Genomic DNA, 23,818 nt, shown 5'->3' with positions numbered 1-23,818 from the left:
TGCTCGATTCGCAGACCGTTTATAACAAAATGCGCGGCCACCGTGCCGCATCCGATCGCTTCTGCAATGTTTCGTGTCAAATCTGACGGCTACGTTGCGTCATTCCCCGCGCAACTGCGTCGATACTGCCTTTCGTGCGTTTTTATTGCCCGCCACTACCGTTGTCCGCAACATCCCGGCAGACTGTGTTCAATGCCGAACCGGATGCACATCGATTACCTTTCGCGCACTGCGCTCGGCGAGGCGCGTACGGTCCTTCACCTCGCCCGCGAGCTGACCACAGGCCGCGTCGATGTCGTCGCCGCGCGTCTTGCGCACGGTGGTGACAACGCCCGCATCCATCAGGATCTGCGCGAAACGCTTGATCTGATCCGATTTCGAGCGCAGCAGACCCGACTCGGGGAATGGATTGAACGGGATCAAGTTGAATTTGCACGGGACGTCACGGGTAACTGCCAGCAACTGCCGTGCGTGCTCTTCCGTGTCGTTGACGCCGTCGAGCATGCAATATTCGAACGTGATGAAGTCGCGCGGCGCAACCTTCAGATAGCGCTGGCAAGCGGCCATCAGCTCGCGCAGCGGGTATTTACGGTTAAGCGGCACCAACTCGTCGCGCAGCGCGTCGTTGGGCGCGTGCAGCGACACCGCGAGCGCGACCGGCAGGTCGGCGCCAAGGCGGTCCATCATGGGCACGACACCCGAGGTCGAAAGCGTGACGCGCCGGCGCGAGAGGCCATAGGCGTTATCGTCGAGCATCAGGCGCATCGCGGGCACGACCGCATCGTAATTCAGGAGCGGCTCGCCCATGCCCATCATCACCACGTTGGTGATGACGCGCTCACCCTTGCCCTCACCGCCGGTCGCACGACCGCCGCGATTTTCAGCTGCGTCACCATGCAGCGAGGCACGCAGGGCGAATTCCGCCATGCGCAACTGGCCGATGATCTCGGCAGTGGTGAGATTGCGTGAAAATCCTTGCTTGCCGGTCGAGCAAAACCGGCAATTCACTGCGCATCCCGCCTGTGACGACACGCACAGCGTGCCGCGCGTTTCTTCGGGGATGAACACGGTCTCGACCGCGTTGCCGTTGCCGACGTCCACGAGCCACTTGCGCGTGCCGTCGGACGAAACGTTGTCGGAAATGATGCCGGGCATGCCGATCGAGGCGCGCCCTTTAAGCTTCTCGCGCAGCGATTTGGCCAGATCCGTCATGCCGTCGAAGTCGGCGGCATTGTATTGATGAATCCAGCGCTGAAGCTGTTTGGCGCGAAACGGCTTCTCACCCAGGCTCTCGCAATATGCGACGAGCCCTTGAGCGTCGAGATCGAGAAGGTTGACGGTGGAACTGCTCGTCATGTCGAATCCTGCCATTTCAGTGCGAGAGCGCGTTCACCGCCGGATTCGAGAGAACCCGGCACCGGACAGTGAACGACATCGCCGTTCGCGACCCTATGCTGCTTGAACTGCTATCGCGCTTTAGTTGCTTAGCGCGAGTAAACGTTGATTTCCGGGAAGAAGAACGCGATTTCGACGCGTGCCGTTTCAACAGCGTCCGAGCCGTGAACTGCGTTGGCGTCGATGCTGTCCGCGAAGTCGGCGCGGATCGTGCCCTTGTCCGCCTTCTTCGGGTCGGTCGCGCCCATCAGGTCGCGGTTCTTCAGAATTGCGTTCTCGCCTTCCAGGACCTGGATCTGCACCGGGCCCGAGATCATGAACTCGACGAGGTCCTTGAAGAACGGACGCTCTGCATGAACAGCATAGAACTTCTCGGCGTCGGCGCGCGAGAGGTGGACCATGCGCGAGGCAACGATCTTCAGACCAGCGTTTTCGAAGCGGCTGTAGATCTGGCCGATCACGTTCTTTGCCACTGCGTCCGGCTTGATAATCGACAGGGTGCGTTCGAGCGCCATAAAAACTCCAGAAAATTAAGAGGTTACAGATTCAAATGAATCCGCAATTGTAGCATGTTCCCATGTATGATTGCGATTGAACCCCGTTAGGTTGGTGGACGAGCCCCAGCGGGCGCAAAAGCCGTGCTGCCGGGACTTTCAGCGCCAATTAAGCATGGGAGACTACGCTCCCCCTGTAACAAAACTACGGCGGCCAATCTGTCGTGGCGAAACCGCATGCTGCCCCGTTGAAACTCCGGGACACCACGCATATCTTAAGAGGGAGCGGATTGTGCAACCGTCGCACGCCGCCTGCCACGCGTCTCACGCAAGGAGAAAGCATGAACGAGTACCCCTACAACTTCGGCCGCGGCGGCACCGTTGTTTCCGCCGAGACCCGCAACCGCGTACTGCGCAACACCTACTGGCTGCTCGCGCTGTCGATGGTGCCAACGGTGTTCGGCGCGTGGCTGGGCGTCTACACGGGTTTCTCGCTGTTCGCCGCCACCAGCCCCACGATGAGCCTGCTCGCGTTCTTCGCCATCGCATTCGGCTTCATCTTCGCCATCGAGCGCACCAAGAACAGTTCGCTCGGCGTGTTCGTGCTGCTGGGCTTCACGTTCTTCATGGGCCTGATGCTCTCGCGACTGCTGTCGTTCATCCTCGGCATGTCGAACGGCGCGTCGCTCATCATGCTCGCGTTCGGTGGCACCGGCGTGATCTTCGCGGCCATGGCCACCATCGCCACTGTCAGCAAGCGCGATTTCTCGGGTCTCGGAAAGTGGCTGTTCATGGGCGTGATCGTGATCCTGCTCGCCGGGATCGCGAACATGTTCCTGCACCTGCCGGCGCTGATGCTCACGGTGTCCGTGCTGGCGATCGTGATCTTCTCGGCCTATATGCTGTTCGACGTGCAGCGCGTCGTGAACGGCGGCGAGACCAACTACATCACGGCCACGCTCGCGATCTATCTGGATCTCTACAACGTGTTCACGAATCTGCTCGCGATCCTCGGCATTTTCGGCGGCAACCGTAACTAAACCGCTCAGGGCCGGCTTTGTTCCGGTCCTCGTGCGCAAGCAGAAAAGCCCATGATGCGAGTCATGGGCTTTTTTCGTCCGCGAGCATTCGCCCTGGGCCGTAGACAGCTTAAAACCGGAGTTCAGAGAACGAGCCAGTCGAAGCCTTCGCCTTGCGTCGCAACCCCGATTTCTGTGACCGCGTTGCCCAGCACGGCCGCCATGGCGGCGCGGGCAAGTTCTGGCGTGTTGTTCTGCTGGCTCAGGTGCGCCGCAACCAGATGGCGCAGTTTCGATCGATCGAGCGCCGCGAGAATCCCGCCAGCGGCCTCGTTGTTCAGGTGACCGTGGGAGCCGCCAATGCGCGCCTTGAGCGACGCTGGATAACGACTCGCCGCGAGCATCTCCGGATCGTGGTTGCACTCGAGCACGAGCGCGTCGCAGCCGCTTAGCACGGCATGGATATGCGGCGTCGACTCGCCAACGTCGGTCAGCACCCCTAGCCGGCTCGCGCCGTCATTGAAGACAAATTGCAGCGGTTCGCGCGCATCGTGCGGCACGGTGTACGGCAGCACGCCTAGCTCGCCAATTTCAACCAGCCCGTCGCTCCAGAGGACGTTGAGTTCGACGCCGGCATCGTCGGCGCCGACTGCCTGCGCCGTTCCCCAGCTCATATAGAGCGGGATCGACCAGCGGCGCGCCAACGTCAGCGCGCTGCCGATATGGTCGCTATGTTCGTGGGTGACGAGAATCGCGCTCAGCGTATCGGCAGCCAAACCCGCCCGGGCTAGCCGCCGCTCGACTTCCTTCGCCGAGAATCCGCAGTCCAGCAGTACGCGCGTGGGCGTCGCGCCGCAGCCCGCTTCCACGACCAGTGCATTGCCCTCGCTACCGCTGCCGAGGCTTGCAAAGCGCACGGCCGGGTCAGTTCAACTGGGAATGAAGCGCCGTCACAATGCGCTGCGCATCCGCCGACGTATCCACCTGGCCGTTCGCGGAGAGCACCGCGACCTGAGTCGAATTGCCGTTCGAGCGCACCGAAATCATGTACTCCGGCCCCTGATTTTTCGCGGCCTTCTTCGGGTTGTAGAACATCTTGCCGAACAGGCCGTCACCCTTGAGTTCCTGCATGGAGTCCGCGTAGCGCACGTAGTAGATGCCCTTCTCGCGGTCACGATTGTCGACAGTGAAATTGGTGCGATCGAGCGCGAGGCCCACACGCAACCAGGCAGTGTCAAACGCCTCGGGCAGATCGAGCGTAGTGCCGTCCGAACCTGACGCGACCTTGGCCGCTGCGGTCGACGGGCGCGCATCGGTCAGCAGTTGCTTGGACTGAGCGTCGCTCAGGCCGAACTTTTGCATAATTTTCGCGAGGAATGCGGCTTCGAGGGCCGGATCGCGCGGACGCTCAACCCATCTCGACGACGTTTTGTCCTGCCCGGTCAGCATTTCTTCCATCGCACTGTGCGTGATCGAAATGTCGGTCTGGCCGTTCGCGCCGCGCGTGACCAGCGTACGGAACTTGTCGCGCGTGCCCGACGAATACGCGAAGTCGACCACGCGGCCAATGGTGCGACGGAACCAGTCGTCCGGAATATTGGCGCGGTTTTCAGCCCAGTCCGTAGTCATGATCCCCGTGGCCGGCGAATCGGTCGTGAGCGTGAAGCCGCTGTCGGTCCAGAATTCCTGCAGTTGCGGCCAGACGTCGTCGGGCGTGCGGCCGTCGATTACAAGCCAGCGGCGGTCACCGTCACGCTCGACGTGCATGCCGAGCGGATCCTGTGCATTCGGCACGCCGAGCGTGGCATTGCCCGCGCTCGTGACAGTGCGCTGCGCTGCGCCGCCGAGCGTCACCGTGGGGGGCGGCGCGACGTACTTCTGGTCGCTCGGCACCGTCGAGAGATCCTGCGGCACGGCCAATGCCGGCGCGCTTGGCGTGTCCTTATAGTTGACGCGATCCGACGCGAACATATCGTTCAGCGACTCGCAGCCCGCGAGCGAGCCGAGTGCGAGCGCCAGCACTGCCATGCGGGTGGCGTGGAGAGAAAGAACGGAACGTTTCATGTGGACCTTCGTAATACGGTAACGCTAAGCCTTGACCTGCCGGGATTCGTGGCGGCGTCGGTTGAAAATACGGCGTTTGCGGCTGGGAAGAACTTGAGCCGGTTAGCCGATTAGACCCGCCTCGCGCAGCGCGGTGCGCACCACGTCGTGGTAGCGCTCGTCGAGCGGTGTGAGCGGCAGGCGGATGCCGCCTTCGATGCGGCCGAGTTCCTGCAGCGCCCACTTCACCGGAATCGGGTTCGATTCGATGAACAGATTCTTGTGCAGCGAAAGCAGCTTCAGGTGGATCGCGCGCGCGGTCTTCACGTCGCCCTCAAGCGCGGCGCGGCACAGCTCGCTCATCTGGCGCGGCGCAACGTTCGCGGTCACCGAAATATTGCCGTGGCCGCCGAGCAGCATGAGCGCGATCGCAGTGGGATCGTCGCCGCTGAAGATCTTGAAGCCTTCCGGCGCATGCTTGATGAGATGCGCGGCACGATCGATGTTGCCCGTGGCTTCCTTCACGCCAACGATGCCGGGCACCTGCGCAAGACGCAGGATCGTCTCGTTCGACATGTCCGCGACCGTGCGGCCCGGCACGTTGTACAGCAGCACGGGCAGGTCCACCGCTTCCGCGATCTTCGCGAAATGGCGGTACATGCCTTCCTGGGTCGGCTTGTTGTAATAGGGCACGACCTGGAGCGACGCCTGCGCGCCGACATTCTTGGCAAGCTTCGTGAGCTCGATCGCCTCGGCCGTGGAATTGCCGCCTGCGCCGGCGATGATCGGCAAGCGGCCGGCGGCATGCTCAACCGCCGTCTTGACCATCAGGATGTGCTCTTCGACGTCGAGCGTGGCGGACTCGCCGCTCGTGCCGACGACGACGATGGCATCCGTCCCCTCTTCCACGTGCCAGTCGATCAGTTTGCGAAACGCCGGCAGATCGAGGCTGCCGTCTTCGTGCATGGGGGTGACGATCGCGGGAATGCTGCCGCGCAACGTGATGCCGTCCTGAGTTCCGTTAGCCATGAAACTTCAAAAAAATGAGTACGTTAAACCGCGATTGTAGCGGATTAACCGGTCAGATCGTAACGAGCCAGGGGTAGTACCTGAGTCGCGGCGCCATTACCGGTTCTTTCGACTGAATCCGCCTCGTTCTGACAGGCAAGGTTTTCCGCCGCCGGGTTGTGCGCGGCGCGCATCTCGCGCACAGCACAAATACGCTGAACGAACGCCTCGCGGGGTTGTGGGAGAAATCCGTCCTGGTAAGCGATCACGCGCAGCGCCGGCGCGCAAACCGCCAGTAACTCGCCCGGCGCCAGCAGAAATGCCGGGTTCGAAGGCTTGCCGACCGTCTCGTTGCCTTGCGCGAAGGTTTCGTAAACTAGCACGCCGCCCGGCGCGAGTGCATCGATGAGACGCGGCATGAGCGGACGATGCAGATAATTCGTCACGACGATCGCCGCGAAACGTGCGTCGGCCGGCAGCGGCCAGGGTGCACCCTCCAGGTCGCACTCGAGCGTGGCGATGCCGGCCACGCCGCGCATCGTCGCGAGCGCGGCGGCGTCGCGGTCAAGCGCCACCACCGAATGGCCGCGGGCCGCGAGCCAGCGCGCATGGCGCCCCCCGCCCGAGGCGACGTCGAGCACCGAACCGCCAGGCGCGATCAGGTGCGCCCACTGGCGTACCCAGCCCGAGGGCTCGGACTGGCCCGCATGGTTCAGCCCCGTGGATGCGAGCGGTGTGCTGCTGCCGGAAGCGAGCGTCATCGCAACCGCTGCTTAGTTATAAGAGAGGCCCATTGCCTCACGCACGTCGCGCATGGTTTCGTTGGCGAACTTGCGCGCCTTGTCGCAACCATCGGCCACGATCGCGCGCAACAGCGACGGATCGTCCATGTACTTCTGTGCGCGCTCGAGCATCGGCTGCTGCTCGCGCAGGATGCCTTCGATCACCGGCTGCTTGCACTCGAGACAACCAATGCCAGCCGTTCGGCAGCCCTTCTGCACCCAGTCGTGGGTCTCGGCATCGGTGTAGACCTGATGCAGCTGCCACACCGGGCACTTGTCCGGATCGCCCGGATCGGTGCGACGCACGCGAGCGGGGTCGGTCGGCATGGTGCGAACCTTCTTCGTGATCGACTCGGCGTCTTCGCGCAGGCCGATCGTGTTGCCGTACGACTTCGACATCTTCTGGCCGTCGAGGCCCGGCATGCGCGACGCCTCGGTCAGCAGCACCTGCGGCTCCGGCAGGATGATCTTGCGCTCGCCTTCGAGGTAGCCGAACAGGCGTTCGCGGTCGCTCATCGAGAGGCTCTGCGACTCGGACAGCAGCGCGCGCGCCTGTTCGAGCGCCTCTTCATTGCCTTCCTGCTGCCATGCATTGCGCAGTTCGTGATAGAGCTTCGAGCGCTTGCCGCCGAGCTTCTTCGCGGCTTCGTTGGCCTTGTCCTCGAAACCGGGCTCGCGGCCGTACATGTAGTTGAAGCGCCGCGCCATTTCGCGCGCCATCTCGACGTGCGGCACCTGGTCCTCGCCCACCGGCACGAGCGAGGCGCGGTACAGCAGGATGTCGGCGGCCATCAGCACGGGGTAGCCGAGGAAGCCGTAAGTGCCGAGATCCTTGTCGCGCAGCTTCTCGATCTGCTCCTTGTACGTAGGCACGCGCTCGAGCCAGGATAGCGGCGTGCTCATGCCGAGCAGCAGCGCAAGCTCCGCGTGCTCGGGCACGCGGCTCTGGATGAACAGCGTCGACTGGTTCGGATCGATGCCGGAAGCCAGCCAGTCGATCAGCACGTCCCACACGTTCTTCTCGATGACCTCGGGCGTTTCATAGTGCGTCGTGAGCGCATGCCAGTCGACCACGCAGAAGAAACACGGGTACTCGGACTGAAGCCGCACCCAGTTTTTCAGCACGCCGTGATAGTGGCCGAGGTGCAGCGACCCGGTGGGCCGCATGCCGGAGAAGATACGGTCAGGGAACATGATGTTATGAGAGAAGCGATACAAGGGGAGTAAGGATAGCCGTCACCGCGTCGTAGCCGAGCGACACGAGCGGGCGCAGCCAGAAGCGCGTAAAGACGCCGCTCACGAGGAGCGCCATCACGATGATGAAACCATAGGGCTCGAGACGCGAGAGCGCAATGCTTGCGCGCGTGGGCAGCAGCGCTGCGAGCACCCGCCCGCCGTCGAGCGGCGGCATCGGAAAGAGGTTCAGCACGCCGAGCACCAGATTCACGCCCACGCCAGCCGCGGCCATGCGCGTGAAGAACGGCTCATCGACGCCGAATACCGCCAGGCCCACGCCGACCACGCCCCAAATAAGCGCCTGCACGAAGTTGCAGGCCGGGCCCGCCGCAGCGACCCACAGCGTGCCCCAGCGCGGATTGCGCAGATTGCCGAATGCAATCGGCACCGGCTTGGCATAGCCAAACACGAACGCGCCGCTCGTCAGGAAATAGAGGATGAGCGGCATCGCGATCGTGCCGACCGGATCGATGTGGCGCATCGGATTGAGCGACACGCGGCCCAATACATAGGCGGTGTTGTCGCCGAGCAGGCGGGCGACGTATCCGTGAGCGGCTTCATGCAGCGTGATCGCAAAGATCACCGGCAAGGCGTAGACGGCGAGCGTCTGAATGATGTTGGCGTCCATGGCGGCGTATTGTAACAACGCGCTGTCAATGCGGAGCCAATACCGGAACCAATGCGCCGACGCCCATGCAGGCCGCGCGCATCAAGCCGGCTCCTCCAGCCCGAACGGCGCGAGGTCGCCACGCCCCGCGCGCACGAGCACGGGCTCATCGCCGGTGAGGTCGATGACGGTGGACGACTCGCGCGGACACGCCCCGCCGTCGATCACGAGATCGAGCTGCTTTTCGAGGCGCTCGCGGATTTCCTCGGGGTCGTTGAGCGGCTCGGTGTCGGGCGGCAGGATCAGCGTCGAGGCGAGCAGCGGCTCGCCCAGCTCCTCGAGAATCGCGAGCGGGATCGCATGACCCGGCACGCGCAGCCCGATGGTCTTGCGCGAGGGGTGCGAGAGCCGCCGCGGGACTTCCTTCGTCGCTTCCAGCACGAATACGTAAGGCCCTGGCGTCACCGACTTGATGAGCCGGTACTGGCGGTTGTCCACCATCGCGAAATTGGCGAGCTCGGAAAGATCGCGCACCATCAGCGAGAGCAGCGCCTTTTCGTTGAGTTCGCGGATGCGGCGCAGACGCTCGGCGGCCTGCTTGTCGTCGATGCGTGCGGCGAGCGCGTAGCTCGAATCGGTGGGCAGCGCGATCACCCCGCCATCGCGAATGATTTGCACGGCCTGCTTGACGAGGCGCGGCTGCGGGTTTTCTGGGTGAAGCCGAAAAAACTGTGACATGGCAGTAATCAGCTAACGGAGGCAAAACGGAACAGGAAACGCGTCGCGCAATGGTGATGCAACCGCGCAACTAGCGAAACGAACCGGACGGCACAAAATGAAGAACGGCGCGACGAACAAAAGACCGCGCAGTGACGCAAGAACGGCGGAGATGGGCCACGCTGGGCGCGCGGCCTAAAGCCATCGCTCCCAGACAGGCTTGAGATCGGAAGGCAGAGGCGGCAGCGAGCCCGGCAAGATCGCCTCCTTGCCGGGGGCGTGAAAGTCCGAGCCGCGCGACGCCTCGAAGCCAAAGCGGCGCGCAACGGCGGCGTATTCGCCGTACTGGTCGGGCGTATGGCTGCCCGTGACGACTTCAATGGCTTTGCCGCCGAGGTCGATGAACTCGCCAAAGAACGTGTCGAATTCGAGCGGCGTGTAGTGATAGCGACCAGGATGCGCAACCACGGCTTCGCCGCCCGCGGCCTTGATCCAGCCGACGGCATCCGAGAGTTTGGCCCAGCGATGCGCGACATAGCCCGGCTTGCCCTCGCCCAACCAGCGCGAAAACGCGTCCTGCGTGTGCTGAGCGCGGCCGGATTCCACGAGAAAACGCGCAAAGTGGGTACGTGAAATCAGATCGGGATTCGAGACGTATTGAAGTGCGCCTTCGTAGGCGTTCGGAATGCCGAGCGCTTCCAGACGCTCGCCGATCGCCTCGGCGCGCGCGGCGCGGCCGTCGCGCGTGCGAGCGAGTCCGTCGACGAGCGCCGTGCATTCGAGATCGACATGCAGGCCGACGATGTGCACCGTGCGCGACGCCCACGTAACGGAAATCTCGACGCCGTTGAGATAGTGCATGCCGAGCGCGTCGGCAGCGGCACGCGCCTCGCGCTGGCCGCCCAGTTCGTCGTGATCGGTGAGCGCCCACACTGTTACGCCGGCCGCCTTCGCCAACTGCGCAACGGCAGCCGGAGCCAGCTGGCCGTCGGAGACAGTGGAGTGACAGTGGAGGTCGGCGTTCATCGAGGGCTCAAAAACAGGCTTGAAAACAATAACGATCCATTTTACTGCAATGCGGCGAAGGCGGTTTGAGACGGCGGAGCCGCTAGACGGCGCAGAACGCCTCGATGAGATGGGCGACCGCTTCGGGCTGATCGTGATGAATCATATGGCCCGCGTCGTCGATGAAGCGCTCGCGCCAGTCGGGAAAGGCCTCGAAGCGCTTCTTGAAGACGTCGATGGGCACCTTGCCCGCGATGCGCGCGAGCGTCTCCGATTGCGTGGCTTCGACATGCAGCACCTTCGCGCGCACGCACGCCCAGACCGCCATGACCTCTTCGATGCGGTACAGAACCGGATTGACCAACTTGTGCGCGGGATCGCCGAGCAGCATGTAGCCGCCTTCGCCAGGCTTGCCGCCGGCCGGCTTCGACCAGTGCTGGGCGAGAAAACGCGCGCGCGCCGGCGCGAGACGCGGGTTCGTCTTCATGAGCCGCGCGGCCACATCGTCGAGCGTGGCGTAGGGGCGTAATTGCGGCGGCACGCGCATTTCATCGAGCCATTGGCGCACGCGTGCCGGCGCCTGCGCGGGCGCGGTCGCCGGCATGCCGAAGCCTTCCAGATCGACCACGCGTCGCACGCGTTCGGGCCGCACGCCCGCGTAGAAGCACGCGACATTCGCGCCCAGGCTGTGCCCGACCAGGTTCACCTCGCCCGCTTGTGCCTCATGCGCGTAATGGTCGAGCAGCGCGTCCAGGTCGGCGAGGTAGTCGTGGAACCAATAGCCGCCCCCGCCCTGCTGCGCCGCCGGCCAGTCCGACAGGCCGAAGCCGCGCATGTCCGGCGCGATCACCTGCCAGCTGCCGCCGAGCGCATCGACGACGAACTGGAACGAGGCGGCCACGTCCATCCAGCCATGCAGCATGAAGAGCGTGGGCGCGTCTTCGGCGCCCCAGCGACGCACGTGCAGGCGGATGCCGTTCACGTCGACGAATTCGGATCGGGAAAGATTCATTGTGCGCGCATAAAACGAATGATCGTTCGATTATATCGGCACGATCTGACAGATGGGCTGCCGCCCTTTTACTTTTCCTCTGTGCCGCTGCGGGCGGCGGATTCGCTCGCCGCTGCGGCATCCTGCGCCGCCAGTGCGTCGAGTTCGGCCTGATCGAAGCCCGCTGAACGGCGCGCCTCGAAATTGAACGGCCCGCGCATGCGCGGCGCGTTGTACTGCGTAGCGAGCGCAAGCCACGCCGCATGGGGATCCAGGCCGCGCGCCTCGCACAGATAACGGAACCAGTGATTGCCGATGCGTACGTGCCCGACTTCGTCGCGCAGGATGATGTCGAGAATCTCCGCGGATTCGTTGTCACCGGCCTGCTTCAGGCGTGCGCGGATGGGCGGCGACGCGTCGAGGCCGCGCGCCTCCAGCACGCGCGGCACCAGCGCCATGCGCGCGAGCACATCGCCGCTCGTGCGTTCGCACATTTCCCAGAGGCCGTTGTGCGCCGGGAAATCGCCGTAGACGTGGCCATAGTCCGCGAGCCGTTGGCGCAGCAGCGAGAAGTGATACGCCTCCTCGGCCGCCACCCTCAGCCAGTCGGCGTAAAACGCGTCGGGCAGATTCGCGAAGCGCCAAACGGCGTCGAGCGCCAGGTTGATCGCGTTGAATTCGATATGCGCCAGCGCATGCAGCAGCACGACGCGCCCTTGCGGCGTGCTCATGCTGCGGCGCTGCAGGCTGCGCGGCTCGACCAGTTCGGGGCGTGCCGGGCGGCCCGGGAGATCTGCGGGCGCCACGAGCGTTCGCGCCGCCTCCCAGTACGCGGCATCGTGGGACGCGGCGCGCAGCACCTCGGCATGGAGCGCGCCAACGGCCTCAGCCTTGGCAAGCGGATCGCGCTCGCGCAGGGCGTCGAGCGCGGCGGCGCGCCAGTTGGCGCGGCTCTGGGCGCCATCGGTCGAGTTGATGGCTTCGGAAAACACGGAACTCATCGCAAAAGAGGCAAAAATCGGCAAAAAAATCGACGGTTACGCGCCGCACCTGCCACAAGCGAGTCAGGCATGCCAACCCGCGCGATTGAGGGAGTGGCGAGAGCGCGCGAACGCAACCGTTTACAATACGCGATTCACCCGGCCCGCAGCGCCCTTGCGCGCATGCCGCAGCCGCCCCCAGCAGATAAAAGGAGACGTAACACCGTGGCCATCTACAAGCTTGGCGAAGCAGCGCCCACCATCCACGAGAGCGTATTTGTCGCCGACAACGCCACCGTCATCGGCAAAGTCGAACTCGCCGAAGAGTCGAGCGTCTGGTTCGGCGCAACCCTGCGCGGCGACAACGAGCCGATCAAGGTGGGCGCGCGCAGCAATGTTCAGGAAGGCGCGGTGCTGCATACCGACCCTGGTTTCCCGCTCACGCTCGAAGCGAATGTGACAGTCGGGCACCAGGCCATGCTGCACGGCTGCACGATCAAGGAAGGCGCGCTCATCGGCATTCAGGCCGTGGTCTTGAATGGTGCGGTGATCGGCCGCAACTGTCTGGTTGGCGCCGGCGCCGTGGTAACAGAAGGCAAGGTGTTCCCCGATAACTCGCTCATTCTTGGCGCGCCAGCCAAGGTCGTGCGTGAGCTCACCGAGGCCGACATCGCCGGCCTCAAGCGCAACGCGGATGTCTACGCAGAGCGCCGCGAGTATTTCAAGGCGCAGCTCGTGCGGATCGGCTAAAGGCTGCCCCGCTCGCGGGATGCGCTAGCCAAGGATCAAATGAAGGAAAAGATTGTGAACGACCAGTTGCAAAAATTCATGTTCAGCGCGGCCCCAGTGCGCGGCGAGATCGTCTCGTTGCGCAACACGTGGCAAGAGGTGCTGACGCGCCGGCAGTACCCGGCGCCCGTGCGCACCGTGCTCGGCGAAATGATGGCGGCCTGCGCCCTGCTCTCGGCTAACCTGAAGTTCGACGGCACGCTGATCATGCAGATCCTCGGCGATGGCCCCGTGCGCATGCTGGTCGTGCAGTGCAGCTCCGACCTTTCGATGCGTGCGACCGCGCGGCTCGCTGAGGGCGTCGAAGCCAAAGATGTGGCCGCGCTGGCCGTTGGCACCACGCTCGCCGATCTCATCAACGTGAGCGGCCAGGGCCGTTGCGTGATCACGCTCGATCCGGCCAACAAACAACCGGGTCAGCAGCCCTACCAGGGCATCGTGCCGCTGAACGGCGAGAACGGCCCGCTTGCATCCATCGCGGAGGTGCTCGAGCACTACATGCATCATTCCGAGCAGCTCGACACGCGCCTGTGGCTGGGCGCCAACGACGACCGCGCGGTAGGCATGCTGCTGCAGAAGCTGCCCGGCGACGGAGGGATCGTGCCGCATCCGCACGAACTGGACGCCGACACGTGGGAGCGCGTGTGCACGCTCGGCGGCACGCTCACGCGTGAAGAGTTGCTGGAGCAGGAGCCGGAAACGCTGTTCCGCCGCCTCTTCTGGCAAGAGAACGTGAATCACTTCGAGCCGGTGTCCGCGCGCTTTCTGTGCAGCTGCTCGCGCGAAAAAGTGGGCGCGATGCTCAAGATGCTGGGCCGCGAGGAAGTCGACGGCGTGATCGAGGAGCGGGGCCACGTCGAAATCCACTGCGACTACTGCAACCAGCGTTACGAGTTCGACCCCGTCGACGTGGCGCAACTTTTCGCCACGCCGGGGCTCTCAGAAGGCGTCGCCCCCGCCGAAGACCGGCGCCACTGATCGATTTCGGGCGTGCGGTGCGCCGGCCCGCCAGCGCACCGCAGCAACCATGAGCCGAATCCCGACCCGCTCATCACTGCGTTGCTTAGGCATCCGACAGATGGAGGAAAGCAATGAATTCGAAGTCCTTCGCATGGCGCTCGTGCGCACGGGGCTTGCAGTGCACAAAGGCGAGGCTCGCAACGGCTGCGCTCGCTGCGGGCGTCATGCTCGTGAGCGGTTGCACGCTGGACCCGCCCGGGCCCTCGCCTATATACAGCCGCCTGCCCGCCAATCAGGCCGACGCGTTGCAGACCGCGCCGGTGCTCACGCCCGAAGAACGCGCGCGCTACGATGCGATCGACCGTCAGGCGCTCTCCGAGTCGGACCAGGCAGCCACCGCAGCAGCAGCCGCGCAAGCCTGGTCGCGCGCTTATGCGCCGCCTGTCAGCGTCTATGGCAGCTATTACAGCGGTGGCTGGGGAAGTGGCTGGGGCACGGGCATCGGATATGGCTACCCTGGTTGGGGCTGGTAAGTACGCAACCCCACGCAACCCAAACACCCCGTCGTACACGAAATAAAAAAGCGCGGCCTCCAACAAACGGAAGCCGCGCTTTTTTGGCCCTCGAAGGCGAGATTCAGCCCGCCTTCTTCGCATCCTTGCTGTGTGCGTGCCGCTTCTCCGGCACGCGCGACACCGGGTTGGGCACCACCTTGACCGGCGCCGCCGACATCTCGCCTCGCGTAGAAACGTTTGACGAGCCCGTCGGCGTCGCGGAGGTCGGCTGGTTCGGCGAAACGAATTGCACGAACACCTCGCCGTCCTTGACCATGCCCATCTCGTAGCGCGCGCGCTCCTCGACAGCCGCCGTGCCGCTTTGCAGATCCTGCACCTCGCCCGCAATGCGTTCGTTGCGCAGTTTCTCGTCGTCGTTCTGCTTCTGCTGTTTGGCAAGCTGCTCGCGCAGCTCGTGCACACGCAGCCAGCCGCCATGGCCCCACCAGAGCGGATACTGAATCAGCGCGAGCAGGAGAATCAGGACGACAGTAACAAGCCGCATGTAATGTGCCGGATAAATACACGCCGCCCTGCGCATGACGCAGGGCGGCGGAGAGGGATTACGAAGAAGAACAGCAAGGCTGCTGTCGGGTTCGGGTCCGCTTAACCAACGTTACGAAGGTTATAAAACGCCGACTTGCCCGGGTAGCTGGCGATATCACCGAGATCTTCTTCGATGCGCAGCAGCTGGTTGTACTTCGAAATGCGGTCGCTGCGCGAGAGCGAACCGGTCTTGATTTGACCCGCGTTCAGGCCCACGGCGATGTCGGCGATCGTCGAGTCTTCGGTTTCGCCCGAGCGGTGCGAGATCACGGCCGTGTAGCCGGCGCGCTTGGCCATCTCGATAGCTGCGAAGGTTTCCGTCAGCGTGCCGATCTGGTTGATCTTGATGAGGATCGAGTTGGCGATGCCCTTCTCGATGCCTTCCTTCAGGATGCGCGTGTTGGTGACGAACAGGTCGTCGCCCACGAGCTGGACCTTCTTGCCGAGCTTGTCGGTCAGGAGCTTCCAGCCGGCCCAGTCGGACTCGTGCATGCCGTCTTCGATCGAGACGATCGGGAACTTGTCGGCGAGCGTCGCGAGGTAGTCGGCGAATTCGGCCGACGACAGTTGCAGGCCTTCGCCCGCGAGCTGGTACTTGCCGTCGTGGTAGAACTCGCTCGCTGCGCAGTCGAGCGCGAGCAGCACGTCTTCACCGGCGCGGTAGCCAGCCTTCTCGATCGCTTGCAGGATGGTCGAGAGGCACTCGTCGTTGCTGCCGAAGTTCGGCGCGAAGCCGCCTTCGTCGCCGACTGCCGTGCTCATGCCGCGATCCGAAAGGATCTTCTTGAGCGCGTGGAACACTTCCGCGCCGCAACGCAGCGCTTCGCGGAAGGTCGGCTGGCTCACCGGCACGATCATGAATTCTTGAATGTCGAGGCTGTTATTCGCGTGCGCGCCGCCGTTGACGATGTTCATCATCGGGACCGGCAGTTGCATCGCGCCCGAGCCGCCGAAGTAACGGTACAGCGGCAGGCCGGCTTCTTCAGCGGCAGCCTTCGCCACTGCCATCGAAACGGCCAGCATCGCGTTCGCGCCGAGGCGCGACTTGTTGTCGGTGCCGTCGAGCTCGAGCAGGGTCTTGTCGAGGAAGGCCTGCTCCGAAGCGTCGAGGCCCATGATCGCCTCGGAAATTTCGGTGTTGATGTGCTCGACCGCCTTCAGCACGCCCTTGCCGTTGTAGCGGCCCGCTTCGCCGTCGCGCAGCTCGATCGCTTCACGCGAGCCCGTGGACGCGCCCGACGGCACTGCCGCACGGCCCATCGTGCCCGACTCGAGCAGCACGTCGCATTCGACAGTGGGATTGCCGCGCGAATCCAGGATCTCGCGACCGATGATATCTACGATTGCACTCATGGTTTCCTCAGGAAATGACTATATTTCTTGCGCGACCGAAGCCGCCTGATGTATGGACACGGACCCGCGAGGCACAGCTTCCATGCGCTTTCGGGGTACATCGTCATATGGGACAGGCTGCGCGGTCGTCGGGTTCAACTTGCCGCGGCGTGCCGGCCATGCATCTGCTGCACGCCGGCCTTGTGCCGCCTTGCTCCTCCATCGCGCCGCCCATGCAATCGAAGCGGCGCGTACTGCGTACTGCTTGCGTACTGCTTGATCCGGCGATCAGTTGAAATCGTTCTCGAGGAACGGCGCGCGCTTGACCGCCTGGTCGAGCGTGACGAGCGTTTCGAGCAGATCTGCCATGCGACTGAGCGGCACGGCATTGGGGCCATCCGATTTCGCCTCGGCGGGCTTCGGATGGGTCTCCATAAAGACGCCCGCGATACCCGTGGCCATGGCCGCGCGCGCGAGCACCGGCACGAATTCGCGCTGGCCGCCCGAGCTCGTGCCCTGCCCGCCCGGCAACTGCACCGAGTGGGTCGCATCGAACACGACCGGGGCTCCGGTCTCGCGCATGATTGCGAGCGAGCGCATGTCCGACACGAGGTTGTTGTAGCCGAACGAGACACCACGCTCGCACGCCATGAAGCGATCCTCGGAAAGCCCCGCCTCACGCGCCGCGTCGCGCGCCTTGTCGATCACGTTCTTCATGTCGTGCGGCGCGAGGAACTGGCCTTTCTTGATGTTCACCGGCTTGCCCGAACGCGCGCACGCATGGATGAAGTCGGTCTGGCGGCACAGGAACGCGGGCGTTTGCAGCACGTCCACGACCGATGCCACGGGCCCGATTTCCTCCTCCGTATGCACGTCGGTCAGCACGGGCAGGCCGAGCTGGCGCTTCACTTCGGAGAGGATCCGCAGGCCCTCGTCCATCCCGAGGCCGCGAAACGACTTGCCGCTCGAGCGATTGGCCTTGTCATAGGACGACTTGTAGATGAACGGAATGCCGAGCTTCGCGGTAATTTCCTTCAGGCGGCCCGCCGTGTCGATCGTCATCTGCTCGGATTCGACGACACAGGTGCCCGCGATCAGGAAGAACGGCTTGTCGAGACCAACCTCGAAACCGCACAGATTCATGCTTGCTCCTCAGCGTGCGCCTGCTGGTGGGCGACCGCCGCTTCGACATAGGCCTTGAACAGCGGATGGCCGTCACGCGGCGTGGACGTGAATTCCGGGTGGAACTGAACGCCCACGAACCACGGGTGCATGTCGCGCGGCAGCTCCATCATCTCCGGCAGGTCTTCGGTCGGCGTACGGGCGCTGATGATAAGGCCACCGGCTTCGAGCTTGGGCACGTAGCCGTTATTGACTTCATAACGGTGACGGTGGCGCTCGTTCACATCCTTGCCATAGATCTCCGAGGCGAGCGTGCCGGGCTTGATCGGGCAACGCTGCGAACCTAGGCGCATGGTGCCGCCGAGGTCCGAATCTTCGCTGCGCTGTTCGACCTTGCCTTCGCGGTCCTTCCATTCGGTGATGAGCGCGACCACGCGGTCAGGCGTATCCGGATCGAACTCGGTGCTGTTCGCGTGCTTCAGGCCCACCACGTCGCGCGCGAATTCGATCACGGCGAGCTGCATGCCGAGGCAGATGCCGAGATACGGCACCTTCGCTTCACGAGCGTACTGAATAGCCTTGATCTTGCCTTCGGTGCCGCGGCGGCCGAAACCGCCCGGCACGAGAATCGCGTCGAGATGCTTGAGGCTGTCCACGCCCTCTTCGTCGATCTGCTCGGAGTCGATGTACTCGATGTTCACCTTCGTCGAGGTCTTGATCGACGCGTGGCGCAGCGCTTCGATGAGCGACTTGTACGACTCGGTCAGATCGACGTACTTGCCGACCATGCCGATCGTGACTTCGTGCTGCGGATTCTCGAGCTTCTCCACCATCTCCGACCACACCGCCAGATTCGCGGGACGGGCCGACAGCTTCAGCGCGTCGCAGACGATCGAGTCGAGACCCTGGTCGTGCAGCATCTGCGGGATCTTGTAGATGCTGTCCGCGTCCCACACCGAAATCACGGCGTCTTCGGGCACGTTCGAGAACATCGAGATCTTCGAGCGTTCGTCGTCGGGAATGCGGCGGTCGGCGCGGCACAGCAGCACGTTCGGATAGATACCGATTTCGCGCAGCTTTTGCACGCTGTGCTGCGTGGGCTTGGTCTTCAGCTCGCCAGCGGTGGCGATGAACGGCACCAGCGTGAGGTGCACGAAGCACGCGCTGTTGCGGCCGAGGCGCAGGCTCATCTGGCGCGCGGCCTCGAGGAACGGCAGCGATTCGATATCGCCCACCGTGCCGCCCACTTCGACGATCGCCACGTCCGGCTCGCCGCACGTGGCCGAAGCCGCGCCGCGCTCGATGAACGCCTGGATTTCGTTGGTGATGTGCGGAATGACCTGCACGGTCTTGCCCAGATAGTCGCCGCGGCGTTCCTTGCGGATCACCGATTCGTAGATCTGGCCCGTGGTGAAGTTGTTGGCCTTGCGCATCTTCGTGCTGATGAAGCGCTCATAGTGGCCGAGGTCGAGGTCGGTTTCCGCTCCGTCTTCCGTCACGAACACTTCGCCGTGCTGAAACGGGCTCATCGTGCCGGGGTCGACGTTGATGTAGGGATCGAGCTTGAGGAGGGTGACTTTCAGACCGCGCGATTCGAGGATCGCGGCGAGGGAGGCGGCGGCAATACCCTTGCCAAGGGAAGAAACTACGCCGCCGGTGACGAAAACATATTTGGTCATCGCTGGATGCTCGCGGGAAAAACGGATTATACCGTAAAGCAAGGGCTAACCCTGAATTTTGCGCGAGCTCTTTATCGGGTGGCGCGCGGCCATCATGACTGATTGCGCCCCTTGCGATGCCGGCCGCGATGGTTGCCGCGATGCGTGCCAGACGTGCCGCTGGGAGGGCCTGCGCGCAACCATGCCGATCAAGCGCCGTTGGCCATTGCGTAGAGCATGCGCTGCACTGCGCGCGCCGTCTCGATCGGCCGTTCCATCGGGTAGAGGTGGCTGCCCTCGATCCATTCGAATCGCTCGTCGGCAACGCGCCGCGTGGCCGCCAGCCCGACCTGGCGCACCTCCTTCGAGCGCGTCCCGCCTATAAAGCTGACAGGTACGGGCGAGCCATGCGCGAGCCGCGTGCCGAAGGTGTGCGGCAAAGTCCGGTAGATCAGATACTCGGTGCGACGGTCGAATGCGAGCGTGCGCGTGCCGTCGGCCGAGGTCTGAGGAATGCCGAAGTCGATATAGTCGGACAGTACGCGCTCGTCCCAGCGCGCGAATGCGGGCTTCGAATGGAAGTGACGCCAGGCCTCGTCGCGGCTCGCCCAACTGGTGCGGCGCGTGCGCGTGACGGCGGCCGGAGAGAGGCGCTCGTCGAGTCCCGTCCATTGCGAGAATCTGAGCATGCCGCTGCGCCAGCCCGCGATCACCGGCGAGTCGAGCATCACCACTCCCCGCACCCAGTGCGGCTTCTTGAGCGCCGCCATCAGCGAGAGATAGCCGCCGAGCGAATGACCGACCAGCCAGACCGGATTTTCGTAACGGCGCCCGATGTCCGCGATCAGTTCATCGACGAGATGCGGCCAGTCGCGCGTCACGGGGTAGCGCGCGTCATGGCCGATGCGCTCGATATAGCGCAGCTCATGAGTGTCGCCAAGCTCGGCGAAGAGCGTGCGATAGGTCGATGCCGGAAAGCCGTTTGCGTGTGAAAAGTGGATGAGGTTCTTCAATGCCCTGTTGTCTCCGGTCCTCAGTTCTGTTGCTGGATTTGCCGATGTTGGTTCATCCGATTCCCCCTCCCTCGCGCGCGCCTCAGTCGCCCTTTTCCATCCAGTAGCGCCGCTGCGTATCGCGAAAGCGCTCGACGCCAAGCGCACCGGGCTCCGCTTCGACCCGTATCGCGCCATCAGTGTCGCTGCGCGCCAGTACGATGTGGCGCGACTCGTAGCGTGCGAACACCCCCGCGTGCGGGTGGTGAAACCGGTTCAGGTAGCCTACCTGAAATATGGCGACGCGCGGCTCGACAGAATCGAGGAACGGTTCAGTCGACGAGGTCTTGCTCCCGTGGTGCGGCACGACCAGCACCTCGGCGTGCAGACGGCCAGGGTCGCGCGCGAGGAGCGTGCGCTCGGTGGACGCCTCGATGTCGGCGGCGAGCAAAGCGGAGACGGAGCCGGTTTGCGCATCACCCGCCGCTGCGCGTCCGGGCGCCGTGGAGATGCGCAGCACACAGCAATGCGTATTGGGTTTGCCGGCGAGTGGCCCGGCGTTTGGCCAGAGCACTTCGAACGTGACGCCATCCCACCGCCAGCGCTGCCCGGCGGCGCACTGCACGGCCTCGGCGCCCGCGCGGCGCGCGCTCGCCCAAAGCGGATGACCGGGCAGAATGCCCGCGACGAGCTGCTGCACCGGCACGGCATCGAGTACGGCCTGAGCGCCGCCCGAGTGATCGGAATCGTCGTGACTCACCATGAGCGCGTCGAGCCGCATCACTCCATGCGCCTGCAGATAAGGCACGACGATCCGCTCGCCTGCATGCGTGGATTCCGGCCCGGGGCCGGCATCGAAGAGAAGCGTATGCCGAGCGGTCTCGACGAGCACTGCCGTCCCCTGCCCGATGTCGAGTGCGCTCAGGCGGAACGCGCCTGGTGGCGGCCCGCTCGGCGGGGGCACGAGAAGCGGCAACCAGGTGAACGGTGCGAGCCAGCGCAACGGCCAGCCGCGCGGCGCAAGACACCAGGCAACGCCGACCGCCGCACAGCCCAGCGCCCAGTAGCCGGGCTGCGGCAGGCGCAACACGGCCCAAGGCCACCCTTCCAGCATTGCGAGCGCGGTAGCGAGCGCCTCGATCAACGTATGCGCCGCGCGCAGCGCGAAAGCATCGAGCGGTGCGGGCAACACGACGCCAGCCAGCACGGCCGGCGTCACGAACAGGCTGACCCACGGAATGGCAAACGCGTTCGCCAGTGGGCCAATCAGCGGGATCTGCATGAACCAGTACGCCGTGAGGGGCGCCAGCGCAAGCGTGACCGCCCACTGAACGCGCGCCCCGTCTCTTAGCCTGGCCCAGAGGCTGCGCGCGGCTCGACGCCAGCGCTCGCAACTGAAGGCGGCGTGGAGGCGCGCGCCGAGGTGTGGTGGACGACTCGCTTCTCGCGACTCCCTCCTCTCGCGCATCGGATCGGCTTCTTCCGGCGAGACGTCGATATCGTCGATTCGCCGCACGCGCGGCACACCGCTCGCCGCGAACAGGATGGCCGCCACGGCGGCGAACGAAAGCCAGAATCCCGCCGCCGTGACCGCCCAAGGATCGCGCAGCAACACGAGACCGAGCGCCCACGCGAGCACGTGGCTGCGCGCCAGTTCGCGCGAACTCCAAAGCGCCGCGGCCGTGACCACGAGCATCCACAACGCGCGCTGCACGGGAACGTTGAATCCGGCCAGCGCGGCGTAGGCGGCCGCAACGCAGAGCGCGCCCGCAACGGCCATTTTCTGCGCCGGCACGAGCAGCGGCGCCTCAACGCCGCGCCAGCGCGCGCGCCGCCAGAGCGCGCCCACGATCCAGCCGGACAATCCGGCGACAAACGTTAGATGCAGCCCCGAAATCGCCACGAGATGACTCGTGCCGGTATTGCGCAACAGCCGCCAGTCGGCGTCGCTCACGGCATCCTGCGCGCCGGTCGCCAGCGCCACGACGATGCCGCGATGCGGCGCATCGGCGAGTATGGCGTCGATGCGTGCGCGAACCGCCTCGCGCACCCGTTCGATGCGTACGCCGACGCCCCGTGCATCCACAGCCAGCCGTTGTGCGTGCTCGGGGTTGTTGACGTAGCCTGTCGCGCGCACCCCTCGCGAGAGCAAGGTGGTTTCCGTGTCGCGCAAGCCGAAGTTGCCTTCGCCGTGAGGGCGCTTGAGCCGCACGCTCAGCCGCCAGCGTTCGCCGGGCTCGATGCGGGGCAACGGCGCGTCGCGCGCCAACCAGGTGAGTTGTATGAGTTGCGGCAGCTCCGAATCAGCAGCGTGCGAGGACCATGACTCCACGGCAAACAGGAAACTCGCCCTGCCTGTGTCGTGGGCAATCATACGCGCGACATACCCAGTAACGTCGATATTGCGTGCCTGCCAGGCTACCGGCAACGCTTCGGCGAGCCGCAGTTCCGCGCGCCAGGCGCCATAGCCAAAGCCCGCACATGCCGAGGCCACGCCAACGGCCACCCACCCGGCAAACCTGCGCACGCCGCCCGGCGCATCGCGCAGCATCCACATCGCCCCCAGCGCCGCGAGCGCGGCCAGCACCGCTAACGCAAGCCACGCGCCCCACCCCGGCAACGCCGCCTGCCGTTGCAGCACGATCACTCCGAGCGCGAATCCGCACCACACTGCCCGCATCGCGCCTCCTTCTGTTCAGGACGGCGCAAGCAAACCCCGCATGAGCTGCACTCGCAAACTCATGCGACCGTTTTATCGCGCGATAAAACGCGCCATCCTCGAAAGAATTATGCAGACGAAAGTGCGAGCCGGGGCAGCGCCGCCACGGCGTTGGCCGTTGTGCCAAGAGCGAGTTCTTCGGCCGTCATGCCGCGCAAGCCGGCAAGCACGGCGCCGATACGCGCCACCTGGTCCGGCGTGTTGCGCGCCCGATAGAGCCAGGACGGCGAGATGTCGGGCGCATCGGTTTCCATGACGATCGCCTCGAGCGGCAATTGCGCCGCGAGGCGTCGGATCTGCAAGGCCCGCTCAAAGGTCACGTTGCCGCCGAAGCCCAGATGCATTCCCTGCGCGATGAACGCGCTCGCCTGCTGGAAACTGCCGTTGAACGCATGCGCGATGCCGCGGCGCACGCCATGGCGGCGCAGGCCCTTGAGCACCTGATCCTGCGATTTGCGCACGTGGCAGATCGCCGGCAAGTCGAACTCGCGGGCAAGACGCAGCTGCGCGTCGTAGAAGTATTGCTGGCGTGCGTCGTCGAGGCCCGGCACGAAGTAGTCGAGGCCGATCTCGCCAATGCCGACGAAGCGCGGATCGTCAAGGCTCGCCTCGACCTCGGCGCGCAGCGCGTCGAGATCCTCGTCGCGAGCGTGCGGTGTATAGAGGGGATGAATCCCGAGCGCGTAGACCGCGCCAGGCGTGCGATGCGCAAGCGCGCGCACGGTTGCGAAGTTCTCGCGCGCGACGGCGGGAATCACGATGCGCCCGACGCCCGACGCGCGCGCGGCCGACGCCACCGCCTCGCGGTCCGCGTCGAACTCGCTGGCATCGAGATGGCAATGCGTATCTATCCACATGGCAAGCACGCT

General features: G+C 64.6%; 23 protein-coding genes. 4 read left to right on the top strand and 19 right to left on the bottom strand.

All coding sequences use genetic code 11. From position 1 onward, the window contains the following. Positions 1 to 189: 189 nt before the first annotated feature. Positions 190 to 1,356 carry a dual-specificity RNA methyltransferase RlmN gene (rlmN, locus tag NH14_RS25305; protein WP_035535136.1) on the bottom strand — a complete coding sequence of 389 codons (1,167 nt, stop codon included), beginning with the start codon at positions 1,354 to 1,356 and terminating at the stop codon, positions 190 to 192. Positions 1,357 to 1,484: 128 nt separating this feature from the next. Beyond that, entirely contained in the window at positions 1,485 to 1,910 is a 426-nt protein-coding gene (gene ndk / locus NH14_RS25300) for a nucleoside-diphosphate kinase (RefSeq protein ID WP_035535130.1), read from the bottom strand. Between the two features lie 320 nt (positions 1,911 to 2,230). On the opposite strand from ndk, the gene NH14_RS25295 reads away from it, so the two are divergent. Beyond that, complete coding sequence (locus NH14_RS25295; protein ID WP_035531153.1) at positions 2,231 to 2,929, top strand: Bax inhibitor-1/YccA family protein; 699 nt, start codon at positions 2,231 to 2,233, stop codon at positions 2,927 to 2,929. Positions 2,930 to 3,051: 122 nt separating this feature from the next. On the opposite strand, the gene NH14_RS25290 is transcribed toward NH14_RS25295, so the two are convergent. From NH14_RS25290 to NH14_RS25245, 10 genes are all read right to left on the bottom strand, one after another. Next, positions 3,052 to 3,825, bottom strand: coding sequence for an MBL fold metallo-hydrolase (locus NH14_RS25290; protein ID WP_035531151.1), 774 nt, complete (start codon positions 3,823 to 3,825; stop codon positions 3,052 to 3,054). 7 nt (positions 3,826 to 3,832) lie between these two features. Continuing rightward, positions 3,833 to 4,972, bottom strand: coding sequence for an NlpB/DapX family lipoprotein (gene bamC / locus NH14_RS25285; RefSeq protein WP_035531148.1), 1,140 nt, complete (start codon positions 4,970 to 4,972; stop codon positions 3,833 to 3,835). 102 nt (positions 4,973 to 5,074) lie between these two features. Continuing rightward, positions 5,075 to 5,980 (bottom strand): 4-hydroxy-tetrahydrodipicolinate synthase, encoded by a 906-nt coding sequence (gene dapA / locus NH14_RS25280; RefSeq protein ID WP_035531146.1) that lies wholly within the window; start codon positions 5,978 to 5,980, stop codon positions 5,075 to 5,077. Positions 5,981 to 6,024: 44 nt separating this feature from the next. Then, entirely contained in the window at positions 6,025 to 6,720 is a 696-nt protein-coding gene (locus NH14_RS25275; protein WP_084225808.1) for a class I SAM-dependent methyltransferase, read from the bottom strand. A 12-nt stretch (positions 6,721 to 6,732) separates the two neighbouring features. Next, positions 6,733 to 7,935 carry a tryptophan--tRNA ligase gene (locus NH14_RS25270; RefSeq protein WP_035531143.1) on the bottom strand — a complete coding sequence of 401 codons (1,203 nt, stop codon included), beginning with the start codon at positions 7,933 to 7,935 and terminating at the stop codon, positions 6,733 to 6,735. 4 nt (positions 7,936 to 7,939) lie between these two features. After that, positions 7,940 to 8,605 carry a site-2 protease family protein gene (locus tag NH14_RS25265; RefSeq protein ID WP_035531140.1) on the bottom strand — a complete coding sequence of 222 codons (666 nt, stop codon included), beginning with the start codon at positions 8,603 to 8,605 and terminating at the stop codon, positions 7,940 to 7,942. A gap of 81 nt (positions 8,606 to 8,686) precedes the next feature. Next, positions 8,687 to 9,322 (bottom strand): L-threonylcarbamoyladenylate synthase, encoded by a 636-nt coding sequence (locus NH14_RS25260; RefSeq protein WP_035531138.1) that lies wholly within the window; start codon positions 9,320 to 9,322, stop codon positions 8,687 to 8,689. A 174-nt stretch (positions 9,323 to 9,496) separates the two neighbouring features. Beyond that, positions 9,497 to 10,327, bottom strand: coding sequence for a 3',5'-nucleoside bisphosphate phosphatase (locus NH14_RS25255; RefSeq protein WP_035531136.1), 831 nt, complete (start codon positions 10,325 to 10,327; stop codon positions 9,497 to 9,499). Positions 10,328 to 10,409: 82 nt separating this feature from the next. Then, on the bottom strand, positions 10,410 to 11,318 hold the full coding sequence (locus tag NH14_RS25250; RefSeq protein ID WP_035531135.1) for an alpha/beta fold hydrolase: 909 nt from the start codon (positions 11,316 to 11,318) through the stop codon (positions 10,410 to 10,412). A 68-nt stretch (positions 11,319 to 11,386) separates the two neighbouring features. Next, complete coding sequence (locus tag NH14_RS25245; RefSeq protein ID WP_035531132.1) at positions 11,387 to 12,298, bottom strand: ferritin-like domain-containing protein; 912 nt, start codon at positions 12,296 to 12,298, stop codon at positions 11,387 to 11,389. 204 nt (positions 12,299 to 12,502) lie between these two features. On the opposite strand from NH14_RS25245, the gene NH14_RS25240 reads away from it, so the two are divergent. The 3 genes from NH14_RS25240 to NH14_RS25230 all read left to right on the top strand — a co-directional run bounded on the left by NH14_RS25240 (position 12,503) and on the right by NH14_RS25230 (position 14,559). After that, complete coding sequence (locus tag NH14_RS25240) at positions 12,503 to 13,027, top strand: gamma carbonic anhydrase family protein (protein WP_035531128.1); 525 nt, start codon at positions 12,503 to 12,505, stop codon at positions 13,025 to 13,027. A 54-nt stretch (positions 13,028 to 13,081) separates the two neighbouring features. Beyond that, positions 13,082 to 14,044, top strand: coding sequence for an Hsp33 family molecular chaperone HslO (hslO, locus tag NH14_RS25235; RefSeq protein WP_035531207.1), 963 nt, complete (start codon positions 13,082 to 13,084; stop codon positions 14,042 to 14,044). 206 nt (positions 14,045 to 14,250) lie between these two features. After that, the gene (locus NH14_RS25230; RefSeq protein WP_237179761.1) at positions 14,251 to 14,559 is read left to right on the top strand and encodes a hypothetical protein; all 309 of its coding nucleotides are present in this window, start codon (positions 14,251 to 14,253) and stop codon (positions 14,557 to 14,559) included. Positions 14,560 to 14,662: 103 nt separating this feature from the next. On the opposite strand, the gene ftsB is transcribed toward NH14_RS25230, so the two are convergent. The 7 genes from ftsB to NH14_RS25195 all read right to left on the bottom strand — a co-directional run bounded on the left by ftsB (position 14,663) and on the right by NH14_RS25195 (position 23,806). Further along, positions 14,663 to 15,085 (bottom strand): cell division protein FtsB, encoded by a 423-nt coding sequence (gene ftsB, locus NH14_RS25225; RefSeq protein WP_035531125.1) that lies wholly within the window; start codon positions 15,083 to 15,085, stop codon positions 14,663 to 14,665. Positions 15,086 to 15,186: 101 nt separating this feature from the next. Then, complete coding sequence (gene eno / locus NH14_RS25220; protein ID WP_035531124.1) at positions 15,187 to 16,479, bottom strand: phosphopyruvate hydratase; 1,293 nt, start codon at positions 16,477 to 16,479, stop codon at positions 15,187 to 15,189. A 267-nt stretch (positions 16,480 to 16,746) separates the two neighbouring features. Further along, positions 16,747 to 17,601 (bottom strand): 3-deoxy-8-phosphooctulonate synthase, encoded by an 855-nt coding sequence (gene kdsA, locus NH14_RS25215; protein ID WP_035531123.1) that lies wholly within the window; start codon positions 17,599 to 17,601, stop codon positions 16,747 to 16,749. After that, on the bottom strand, positions 17,598 to 19,259 hold the full coding sequence (gene pyrG / locus NH14_RS25210; RefSeq protein WP_035531121.1) for a CTP synthase: 1,662 nt from the start codon (positions 19,257 to 19,259) through the stop codon (positions 17,598 to 17,600). The genes kdsA and pyrG overlap by 4 nt, the downstream gene beginning before the upstream one ends. A gap of 188 nt (positions 19,260 to 19,447) precedes the next feature. Then, on the bottom strand, positions 19,448 to 20,251 hold the full coding sequence (locus NH14_RS25205; RefSeq protein WP_035531118.1) for an alpha/beta fold hydrolase: 804 nt from the start codon (positions 20,249 to 20,251) through the stop codon (positions 19,448 to 19,450). A gap of 82 nt (positions 20,252 to 20,333) precedes the next feature. Then, complete coding sequence (locus NH14_RS25200) at positions 20,334 to 22,910, bottom strand: DNA internalization-related competence protein ComEC/Rec2 (RefSeq protein WP_035531116.1); 2,577 nt, start codon at positions 22,908 to 22,910, stop codon at positions 20,334 to 20,336. 107 nt (positions 22,911 to 23,017) lie between these two features. Beyond that, complete coding sequence (locus NH14_RS25195; protein ID WP_035531114.1) at positions 23,018 to 23,806, bottom strand: TatD family hydrolase; 789 nt, start codon at positions 23,804 to 23,806, stop codon at positions 23,018 to 23,020. Positions 23,807 to 23,818: the final 12 nt, after the last annotated feature.

This window comes from Paraburkholderia sacchari (genome assembly GCF_000785435.2).
Taxonomy (GTDB): Bacteria; Pseudomonadota; Gammaproteobacteria; order Burkholderiales; family Burkholderiaceae; genus Paraburkholderia; species Paraburkholderia sacchari.
This window is presented reverse-complemented; position numbering and strand designations above follow the sequence as displayed.

What these genes read in the sequence shown, in the direction of transcription:
- rlmN (WP_035535136.1), bottom strand. Translation starts at nt 1,356, where the DNA reads ATGACGAGCAGTTCCACCGTCAACCTTCTCGATCTCGACGCTCAAGGG.
- ndk (WP_035535130.1), bottom strand. Translation starts at nt 1,910, where the DNA reads ATGGCGCTCGAACGCACCCTGTCGATTATCAAGCCGGACGCAGTGGCA.
- NH14_RS25295 (WP_035531153.1), top strand. Translation starts at nt 2,231, where the DNA reads ATGAACGAGTACCCCTACAACTTCGGCCGCGGCGGCACCGTTGTTTCC.
- bamC (WP_035531148.1), bottom strand. Translation starts at nt 4,972, where the DNA reads ATGAAACGTTCCGTTCTTTCTCTCCACGCCACCCGCATGGCAGTGCTG.
- dapA (WP_035531146.1), bottom strand. Translation starts at nt 5,980, where the DNA reads ATGGCTAACGGAACTCAGGACGGCATCACGTTGCGCGGCAGCATTCCC.
- NH14_RS25275 (WP_084225808.1), bottom strand. Translation starts at nt 6,720, where the DNA reads ATGACGCTCGCTTCCGGCAGCAGCACACCGCTCGCATCCACGGGGCTG.
- NH14_RS25270 (WP_035531143.1), bottom strand. Translation starts at nt 7,935, where the DNA reads ATGTTCCCTGACCGTATCTTCTCCGGCATGCGGCCCACCGGGTCGCTG.
- NH14_RS25265 (WP_035531140.1), bottom strand. Translation starts at nt 8,605, where the DNA reads ATGGACGCCAACATCATTCAGACGCTCGCCGTCTACGCCTTGCCGGTG.
- NH14_RS25260 (WP_035531138.1), bottom strand. Translation starts at nt 9,322, where the DNA reads ATGTCACAGTTTTTTCGGCTTCACCCAGAAAACCCGCAGCCGCGCCTC.
- NH14_RS25255 (WP_035531136.1), bottom strand. Translation starts at nt 10,327, where the DNA reads ATGAACGCCGACCTCCACTGTCACTCCACTGTCTCCGACGGCCAGCTG.
- NH14_RS25250 (WP_035531135.1), bottom strand. Translation starts at nt 11,318, where the DNA reads ATGAATCTTTCCCGATCCGAATTCGTCGACGTGAACGGCATCCGCCTG.
- NH14_RS25245 (WP_035531132.1), bottom strand. Translation starts at nt 12,298, where the DNA reads ATGAGTTCCGTGTTTTCCGAAGCCATCAACTCGACCGATGGCGCCCAG.
- NH14_RS25230 (WP_237179761.1), top strand. Translation starts at nt 14,251, where the DNA reads ATGCTCGTGAGCGGTTGCACGCTGGACCCGCCCGGGCCCTCGCCTATA.
- ftsB (WP_035531125.1), bottom strand. Translation starts at nt 15,085, where the DNA reads ATGCGGCTTGTTACTGTCGTCCTGATTCTCCTGCTCGCGCTGATTCAG.
- eno (WP_035531124.1), bottom strand. Translation starts at nt 16,479, where the DNA reads ATGAGTGCAATCGTAGATATCATCGGTCGCGAGATCCTGGATTCGCGC.
- kdsA (WP_035531123.1), bottom strand. Translation starts at nt 17,601, where the DNA reads ATGAATCTGTGCGGTTTCGAGGTTGGTCTCGACAAGCCGTTCTTCCTG.
- pyrG (WP_035531121.1), bottom strand. Translation starts at nt 19,259, where the DNA reads ATGACCAAATATGTTTTCGTCACCGGCGGCGTAGTTTCTTCCCTTGGC.
- NH14_RS25200 (WP_035531116.1), bottom strand. Translation starts at nt 22,910, where the DNA reads ATGCGGGCAGTGTGGTGCGGATTCGCGCTCGGAGTGATCGTGCTGCAA.
- NH14_RS25195 (WP_035531114.1), bottom strand. Translation starts at nt 23,806, where the DNA reads ATGTGGATAGATACGCATTGCCATCTCGATGCCAGCGAGTTCGACGCG.